This window comes from Roseococcus suduntuyensis (genome assembly GCF_014196305.1).
Lineage (GTDB): Bacteria > Pseudomonadota > Alphaproteobacteria > Acetobacterales > Acetobacteraceae > Roseococcus > Roseococcus suduntuyensis.
In genome coordinates, this window is sequence record NZ_JACIDJ010000008.1 from 159,558 (window position 1) to 167,858 (window position 8,301).

At 71.7% G+C, this 8,301-nt stretch carries 9 protein-coding genes; 6 read left to right on the forward strand and 3 right to left on the reverse strand.

What is annotated here, in order from left to right; translation table 11 throughout:
* Window positions 1-79: 79 nt before the first annotated feature.
* From GGQ83_RS18355 to GGQ83_RS18380, 6 genes are all read left to right on the forward strand, one after another.
* Entirely contained in the window at window positions 80-526 is a 447-nt protein-coding gene (locus GGQ83_RS18355; RefSeq protein WP_184386439.1) for an HPr kinase/phosphorylase, read from the forward strand.
* Window positions 523-1,527, forward strand: a complete 1,005-nt coding sequence (gene rapZ, locus GGQ83_RS18360) for an RNase adapter RapZ (protein ID WP_311728685.1) — start codon at window positions 523-525, stop codon at window positions 1,525-1,527. Before GGQ83_RS18355 ends, rapZ begins: the two co-directional genes overlap by 4 nt.
* On the forward strand, window positions 1,524-1,967 hold the full coding sequence (locus GGQ83_RS18365; RefSeq protein WP_184386440.1) for a PTS sugar transporter subunit IIA: 444 nt from the start codon (window positions 1,524-1,526) through the stop codon (window positions 1,965-1,967). Before rapZ ends, GGQ83_RS18365 begins: the two co-directional genes overlap by 4 nt.
* A gap of 98 nt (window positions 1,968-2,065) precedes the next feature.
* The gene (locus GGQ83_RS18370; protein WP_223880699.1) at window positions 2,066-2,335 is read left to right on the forward strand and encodes an HPr family phosphocarrier protein; all 270 of its coding nucleotides are present in this window, start codon (window positions 2,066-2,068) and stop codon (window positions 2,333-2,335) included.
* Between the two features lie 8 nt (window positions 2,336-2,343).
* Window positions 2,344-4,218, forward strand: coding sequence for a phosphoenolpyruvate--protein phosphotransferase (ptsP, locus tag GGQ83_RS18375; RefSeq protein WP_184386442.1), 1,875 nt, complete (start codon window positions 2,344-2,346; stop codon window positions 4,216-4,218).
* A gap of 5 nt (window positions 4,219-4,223) precedes the next feature.
* Window positions 4,224-5,270: a glycosyl hydrolase family 8 gene (locus tag GGQ83_RS18380; protein ID WP_184386443.1), complete on the forward strand. Its 1,047-nt coding sequence runs from the start codon at window positions 4,224-4,226 to the stop codon at window positions 5,268-5,270.
* Here the strand turns inward: GGQ83_RS18380 and GGQ83_RS18385 are convergent.
* From GGQ83_RS18385 to GGQ83_RS18395, 3 genes are all read right to left on the reverse strand, one after another.
* Window positions 5,251-6,312 carry a glycosyl hydrolase family 8 gene (locus GGQ83_RS18385; protein ID WP_184386444.1) on the reverse strand — a complete coding sequence of 354 codons (1,062 nt, stop codon included), beginning with the start codon at window positions 6,310-6,312 and terminating at the stop codon, window positions 5,251-5,253. The genes GGQ83_RS18380 and GGQ83_RS18385 overlap by 20 nt on opposite strands.
* 180 nt (window positions 6,313-6,492) lie before the next feature.
* Window positions 6,493-7,821, reverse strand: coding sequence for an aldehyde dehydrogenase family protein (locus GGQ83_RS18390; protein WP_184386445.1), 1,329 nt, complete (start codon window positions 7,819-7,821; stop codon window positions 6,493-6,495).
* A gap of 63 nt (window positions 7,822-7,884) precedes the next feature.
* Window positions 7,885-8,091, reverse strand: a complete 207-nt coding sequence (locus GGQ83_RS18395; RefSeq protein ID WP_184386446.1) for a DUF3185 family protein — start codon at window positions 8,089-8,091, stop codon at window positions 7,885-7,887.
* Between the last annotated feature and the right edge of the window lie 210 nt (window positions 8,092-8,301).

The following is an 8,301-nucleotide window of genomic DNA, read 5'->3' on the forward strand; positions in this document are numbered from 1 at the left end:
AAGCCGCCCGGCGGTGCCGCTTCCGTCCCGGCCCCAATGCTGCCATAAACCGTTTATTCACAAGTGACGGGCAGCCGGGATGCTCCTGCACGGAAGCTGCGTGGCGCTGGACGGGGCGGGCATTTTGTTGCTGGCCCCCCCAGGCGGCGGCAAGTCGGATCTGGCGCTGCGCCTGCTGGGGCAGGGGGCGCTCTTGGTGGCGGATGATCAGGTCGAGATGTCCATGCACGGCGCGGCGCTGATGGCTGCCCCGCCCACCGCCCTGGCCGGGCGGCTGGAGGTGCGGGGGCTCGGCCTGCTCGAAGGCCTGCCTTGGGTTCGCGCGCGCCTTGCCCTGGCGGTCGAGCTGGTGGCGCGCGAGGCCGTGCCCCGCCTGCCCGAACCCGCAAGCTGGACGGCGCTTGGCCATGCCATTCCCCTGCTGCGCCTGGACGGAAGCGCGCCCTCCGCGCCAGAGGCGCTGAAGCGCGCGTTGGACGTGCTGGCCGGCCGCCTGCGCCTGACGGCCGGGGCCTTCGCGGCGTGAGCGGGAATTCCAAACCCGTCCTGGTGCTGGTGACGGGCCTCTCGGGCGCCGGTAAATCCTCCATCCTGCGCGTGCTGGAGGATCTGGGGCATGAGACGGTGGACAACCCGCCGCTCGCCCTCCTCGACACGCTGGTCTCCGGCAGCACGGCGCCCGTGGCGGCGGGCGTGGACATCCGCAGCCGGGGCTTCGACGCGAATGAGGTGCTGGCGGCCATCGGGCGCCAGCGCGCGCGGCCGGGCCTGGACCTCACCCTCGTCTTCGCCACGGCGGAGGAGGCCGTGCTGCTGCGCCGCTACACCGAGACCCGCCGCCGCCATCCGCTGACCACGGAGATGGGCGCGACGGGAAAGGGTGGCGTGCAGGAGGGCATCGCGCGCGAGGCCGCGCTGCTGGCCCCCCTGCGCGAGGCCGCCGACCTGGTGGTGGACACCACCGACCTGCCGCTGCCCGAGCTGCGTCGCCAGGTCGAGGCGCGGTTCCGCGCGCCCGGGGCGCCGGGACTGAGCATCATGGTGCAGTCCTTTGCCTACCCCAAGGGATTGCCGCGCGAGGCCGACCTCGTCTTCGACCTGCGCTTCCTCCGCAACCCGCATTACGTGGACGCGTTGCGCCCCCGGACCGGGCAGGACCCCGAGGTTGCCGCCTATGTCCAGGCGGACGAGGCCTATGCGGGGTTCTGGTCGCGGCTGACCGGCTTCCTGGAGCCGCTGCTGCCCCGCTACGTGGCTGAGGGAAAGAAATACCTCACCATCGCGCTGGGCTGTTCCGGCGGCAGGCACCGCTCGGTCCACATGGCGGAACGGCTTGCGGACCATCTCAGCCGGCAGGGCTGGCGTGTTGATCTCGCGCATCGTGAACTGGGGGGCATTCGTGCTATGGAACATCCGGCGGCGCGCGGCACCGATGTCCCGGGGAATAGTTCCCCCAAACCCGCCCCCCTAGAAGACCCGAAGACACATACCCCCCAGATGCCCCTTTACCCCGTCGAACCGCAATGATCGGCCTTGTCATCGTCACCCATGGGCGGCTCGCGCTGGAGCTGCGCCACGCGATGGAGCATGTGGTCGGCCCCCAGAACGCCGTCGCCACCGTCTGCATCGGTCCGGAGGACGACATGGAGGGGCGGCGCGCGGACATCCGCGGCCGCATCGCGGAGGTGGACCAGGGCGATGGCGTGGTGCTGCTGACCGATATCGCGGGCGGCACGCCCTCCAACCTCGCCCTGTCGTTGGCCGAACAGCGGCGGGTGGAGGTGATCGCGGGGGTGAACCTTCCTCTCCTGGTCAAGCTCGCCAAGATCCGCGGCAGCGAGCCGCTGGCGGAAGCGGTGGACCACGCGACCAAGGCCGGGCGAAAATACATCGCGAGCCAGTCGGACCTCTCGGGGGCGACCACAAATGGCCATGCAAAAGCCACAGGGAATGGGAACGTCGGATGAATGAATGGCCTTCCGAGGATGGTGGCGCCGTGGCGCAACCCCCCATTACGATGACCCCCGCCGAGCCCGGCCCCTGCGGCTGCGACCCCTCGGGCGGAATGGTTCTGCGCCGGACCATCACCATCCCCAACAGCCGCGGGCTGCACGCCCGCGCCGCCGCGAAGCTGGTGGCCCTGGCCGAGCGCTTCTCGGCCTGCGTCAATGTCAGCCGCGCCGGCCAGACCGTGCCCGCCTGCTCCATCATGGGGCTGATGATGCTGGGCGCGGGCCAGGGCAGCGAAGTCCTGGTCGAGGCCGAGGGCTGGGACGCGCGCGAGGCGCTGGACGCCGTCGCGGGCCTGATCGAGGCCGGTTTCCATGAGGATTGAGTCCCGCCATGGCGCCCCCGCGTGAGACCGGCCCCACGGTGAAGACCGAGGGCCCCGCCAAGCCCGAGGCGCCCCGCCCGGAGGAGCGCCGCCGGTCCCCCCGCGCCGTCACCGGCACCGCCGCCGCGGAACAGCGGCTGACGGGCATTCCCGTCTCCCCCGGCATCGCGATCGGCGCCGTCTATGACACCTCCGAGGAGGTGGCCGAAACCCCCCGCCGCGCCATCACCGAGGCCGAGGCCGATGCCGAGCGCACCCGCCTGTCGGAGGCCGCGGCGCAGTCGCGCAAGCAGGTCGCCAAGCTCAAGGGTCGCCTCGCCGTCCTGCCCGAGGAGGCGCAGGAGGAACTCGAACCCCTGCTCGACGCCTACATCCTCATGCTGGGCAATTCGCGCCTGCTGCGCGGCGCGCGCAAGCGCATCGGCGAGGAGCTGCTGGCCGCCGAGACCGCCGTGCATGACGAGGCCGAGGCCATCGCCGCCGCCATCCTGGCCGCCAAGGACGATGACAAGGCCGGGCTGAACCGCCGCGCCGGCGAGGTGCGCGAAATCGCCCGCCGCCTCATCCGCAACCTCACCGCCACGCCCTTCCGCAGCCTCAAGGGGGTGCCCGTGGGCGCCATCCTGGTGGCCGAGGAACTCACCCCCGCCGATGCCGCCCTGCTGGAACCCGGCCGCATCGCCGCCGTCTGCACCGAGGAAGGCGGGGCCGATGGCCACACCGCCATCATGCTGCGCGCGCTGGGCATCCCGGCCGTCATCGGCTGCCATGGGCTGACGGCCGCCGCCAAGCGCGGCGACCAGGCGGTGGTGGACGGGGCGGGCGGCTTCATCGCGCTCCACCCCTCCGCCGCCACCCTGGCCACCGCCAAGGAGGGCCTGGCCGCCCAGGCCAAGGAACGCACGCGGCTCGGCAAGCTGCGCCGTCTGCCGGCCGAGACGCTCGACGGGCAGATCGTGGAGCTGCAGGCCAATCTCGAAATTCCGGCCGAGCTTCCCCTGCTCGACCACGCCGGCGCCCAGGGCATTGGCCTGCTGCGCACCGAGTTCCTCTTCATGAACCGCAAGGACCTGCCGGACGAGGACGCCCAGGTCTCGGTCTACCGCATGATCGTGGAGGCGATGGGCCATGACCCCGTCACCATCCGCGTCCTCGACTGGGGCGGCGAGAAGGAGATCGAGGCCCTGGCCGAGACCGTGCCCATGGCGGTCGGCCCCAACCCGGCGCTGGGCCTGCGTGGCATCCGGATGTTGCTGAAACATCCGGAACTGCTGGAAGAGCAGTTCGCCGCCATCCTGCGCGTGTCCAACCTCGGCAATGTGCGCGTGCTGCTGCCCATGGTGACCATCCCGGCCGAGGTGGCCGAGGCGCGCGAGATCTACGAGCGCGTGGCCCGTCGCCTGCGCCGCCGCGGCGAATCCCTGCCCGACAAGCTGCCCCCGCTGGGTGCGATGATCGAGACGCCGGGGGCGGCGCTCGCCGCCGATGCCATCGCGCTGGAGGCGGATTTCTTCGCCATCGGCACCAATGACCTGGCCATGTACACGCTGGCCGTGGACCGCGCCGAGATTGACGTGGCGCATCTCTACGACCCGCTGCACCCGGCCGTGCTGCGCCTCATGCAGTTCGCCGTCGAGGCCGCGCTGCGCCTGCGCATGCCCGTCTCGGTCTGTGGCGAGATGGCGGGCAACCCGCGCCTTGTGCCGCTGCTGCTGGGGCTTGGCCTGCGCTCGCTCTCCATGAATGCCAGCGCCATCCCGCGCGTGAAGCAGGCGGTGCGCGCGCTGAACATCGACGACTGCGCCCGCTTCGCCCGCCGCGTGATGGAGCAGAGCGACCCCGCGCAGATCACCGAACTGGTCGAGAAGTTCGGGACGGCCTAGGCGCCATGGCCGGCCACTCCCTGAAGCGACGTGGCCTGCCGGCGCTGCTGCCGCTGTTGGGGGCCGGCGGCGCCCAGGCCGCGCATCCCGCGGGGCCGGAGGCGGACTGGGATTGGCTGCGCGGCCGTTTCCTCGCCGCCGAGGGGCGCATGGTCCCGGCGAGCCGCCCCGAGGCCACGGAATCCGGTTTCCAGGCCGTGGGCCTGCTGGCCGCGGTGCACGCGAACGACCTGCCGCGCTTCGAGCGCATCCTCTCCTGGTCCCTCGCCACGCTGCGCCGGCCGGATGACCACCTCTGGGCCTGGCGGCGCGAGGAGGGTTCCACCGATTCCAACAACTCCACCCATGCCGACCTGATGGCCGCCTGGGCGCTGGTCCAGGCGGGCGAGCGCTGGCGACGCGCCGATCTGCGCCGGCAGGGCCAGGCCATGGCGCAGGACGTCCTGGCGCGCTGCCTGCTGCCCGGCGACTCACCGCTGCTGCTGCCGGCCGCCGGCGGCTTCTTCAACCCGCGCCGCGGCGTGTTGAGCCCGGGCAGCATGGTCCTGCCCGCCTTTCCCGCCCTGGCCAAGGCCGCGCCCGACCGGCGCTGGGAACATGTGCGGGCGGAGGCGCTCTCGCTCATCCGCCGGGCGCGCTTCGGCCCCTGGCTGCTGCCGCCCGACTGGCTGGAGCTGGACCGCTCCAATGGGCGGCTCACCCTCGCCACCGGCTGGCCGCCGCGTTTCTCCGCCATCGCGGCGGGGGCGGTGCTGCATCTGTGCTGGGCGGGGCTGGGGCGCGACCCGCCGGTCGCGGCGGCGCTGGCCTTCTGGGAAGGGCAGGGGGAGGTTCCGGCCTGGGCCGACCTGCGCGAGGGCCGCGTGGCGCCCCAGCCGGGCCATGCCGGGCTGCGCGCCGTGGCGCGGCTGGCCGAGGCCGCCTCGCTTGGCCGGGGCACGATGGACAGCCTGCCCGTGCTCGCCGACAGCGAGGATGAGGAGGCGGCGGGCCTCGTCCTGCTGTGCCGGATGGCCTGGCGCGAGATCGGCCTCAGCCGGCGCGGCGAGTAGTGTCTCCGTTCTCGGTCGAGGAGAGGCCGAGCGACAGGTCATGCCAGGCGATGCGCGAGAGCAGGGTAAGGGCGGCGGCGTAATAGTCCGACGCCTCCTCCACCCGCGGCATGTCGCTCCCCTGGCCGCGGCCACGCTGCGCCGCTTCGGCCAGCCGCGCCACCGCCCGCATGCCGCTTGGCGCGGCGAAGGGGGCCTGCGTCCCGGTCTGCAAATCCACCCAGGCCGGCATCACGCCATGGGGTTGCCCCAGCCAGAAGCGCCGCGCGGCCGTGACCGCGGCCTTCTGGTGCAGCCCGGACCAGCAGAGGTTCAGCGGGATGCGCACCGCGTCGAAGGAGAACCGGCCGGGCCAGCCCCGCGCCGGGACACCCTGCCCCTCGCCGCTGGCCGGCAGTTCCAGCCAGTCGGGCGGCAGCCCCCATTGGCCGAAGCGCGCCTCGCGGATGATGGGCAGGAAATCCGTTTCGACGCGCCGCCAGGCGGGGTCGGGCGCCAGGAAGGACAGAGCCCGCAGGGCGGGTAGGGTGTAGTAGGAGAGGTTCAGCACCACCCGCTGCTCGTTGCGGAAGCCATAGGCGCCGGGCAGCAGCACCGCGCGCCGGCCCACCTGCGTGACGCAACGGCGCAAGATGTCGCGCGCCATCTGCGTGGCACGCGCCCGGTAGCGCGGAACCCGCCACTTGTCGCCCGCGATGGCCAGTGCCCAGGCGACGAAGATGTCGCCATCGGTGGCGTTGTTCATGTCGTTCACCGGCACATCCGTGCCGGGGCGCCAGCGCCAGGCCAGCAGGCTGTCATCCGGCCGGCGCAGCGCCTCGACCGTCCAGTTCAGGATCTGGTCGAAGCTGCGCTGGTCATGGGCGCGGACGGCGGCGAGCAGGGCATAGCCCTGGCCCTCGCTGTGCGAGACATGGCCGTTTCCCGTGTCGAGGATGCGCCCGGAGGGATGCAGGAAGCGCCGGGCGAAGGCGAACCAGTCCGCCTCCAGGTCCACTCCCGCGTACGAGGCTTGGGCGGGTGCCGCGACGGCCGCGAACATTCCGCCGAGGGCCACGCGGCGCGAAAACGCCTCGATGCCCGGTGCCGGTCCAGCCATTTTGGCATGCAGATGGACGGCCACTTTTTGTTGCTCCGCCAGAAGGTTCCCCGAGCATAATCACAACCCTTGCGGGATTCCATGGGGGGAAAACACGCGCTTAACGCGCGGCGAAGAAAAAAGTTACGGCGGCGGTTGCCCCACGAGGCGGCGAATGAGTTTTTTTGCCAAACCACTGTGCGGCCTGTCGAAAAGCCGGGCCAAGCTCCAGCGCCCATGCCGCACGCGCGCGCGCAGGTTGGAAAATTCGCGGAAGCCCGCCTCCCCATTGCGCCGCCCAAAACCCGATTCGCCAACTCCCCCGAAGGGCAGCGACGTGATGGCCGCGTATTCCAGCGCGCGCCCCGTGACGATGGCGCCCGAGCGCGTGCCGGCGGCCACCGCATCCTCTTCCGCGCGCGTGGCGCCGAAGAGGTAGATGGCGAGCGGGTGTGGCCGCGCCCGCACCCAGTCCAGCGCGGCGGCCAGCTCCGCGCATTCCTGGATGGCGAGCAGGGGGCCGAAGATTTCCTCCCGTGCCAACCCATCCGCGGAAGGGGCGAGGCCGATGCCCTCCGGCGCCAGCCAGGTGATGCCGGCCGCGCCCGTGATGCTGTCCAGCCGCGCCTGCTGCGCGGTGTTGATGACCCGCGTGCCCGTCGGCCCCACGCCCGCTTCCTGGGCCGCGCGGGTGAAATCCGCGGCCGTGTGGCCCACCAGCAGCACGGTGTCGGGCGCGATGCAGGTCTGGCCGGCATTCACCGCCTTGGCCACCAGGATGTCGCGCGCGGCGCGGGCGAGGTCGGCCCCCGGAAGCACCAGGGCCGGGCATTTCCCGCCCAGCTCCAGCGTGAGTGGCGTCAAATGCGGGGCGGCGGCGGCCATGACCTTGCGGCCCGTCTCGGTGCCGCCGGTGAAGACCAGGTGATCCCAGGGGGTGGCGGCGAAGTCGCGCGCCACCTCGGGTCCGCCTTCCACCACCAGGCCCATGCGTGGGCCCAGCGCCTCTGTGACGATCTCGGCCAGCAGGGCCGCGCAGCGTGGCGTGTGTTCGGAGGGTTTCAGCACCACCCGGTTGCCGGCCGCGATGGCATCCAGCGCCGGCAGCAATGCCAACTGCACAGGGTAGTTCCAGGGCGACATGATGCCCACCATGCCCTTGGGCACGCATTCCGTCCAGGCGCGGGCGGGCTGGAAGGGAAAGGGCACGGGCGCGCGCGCGGGGCGCATCCAGCGGCGCAGGTTGCGGCGGAGATGCGCGGCGGCGTCGGCGATGATCTTCACATCGGCCAGCAGCGTGTCCTCCGCGCTGCGCGCGCCGAAATCCGCATGGGCGGCGTCAGCGATGGCGGCGGCGCGGGACAGGGCCGCGCGGGACAGGGCATCGAGGAAGGCGCGGCGCTGGTCGAGGCCGGGCGCGCCGTCCTCGGCTTCGGCGGCGCGCAGGGCGGCGAGGGCTTGGGCGGGCGTCATGTGCCCCGATGGGTAGGGGAGGGCGCCGGGCTTGGGAAGCCCGGCATACCCACACGCGGAGGTTTAACGCGCGCCGCGCAGGGCCAGCACGCAACCGCCCAGGAACACCACGCCACCCGCGATCATGTACCACATGGTCTGGTCGGTGAAACGGCCGGTGAAGGTCTCGACCACCTGCTCCATGGGGGCCTGGCTCGCGTTCAGGCCGATGATGAAAAGCACCACGCCCAGCACGGCCAGGCCTGCGCCCAGGAGGAAACTCGCTCGCATATGATGTCGCTCCGGTTGTTGTGCGTTCTCAACACCCGGTAGGCGTGGCGGTTGCGTGGAATGTCAGGCGGCCGATTCACGGCTTCGGTGATCGTCACCGGAGCCGATCGGACGCTAGAGCAGCGTCCAATCGGGTTGAACCGCGAAGCGGTTCAGCCGATCGGACATAAGCTGCTCTATAAGCTATGTTTTCTAGAGCAAGAAATCCGA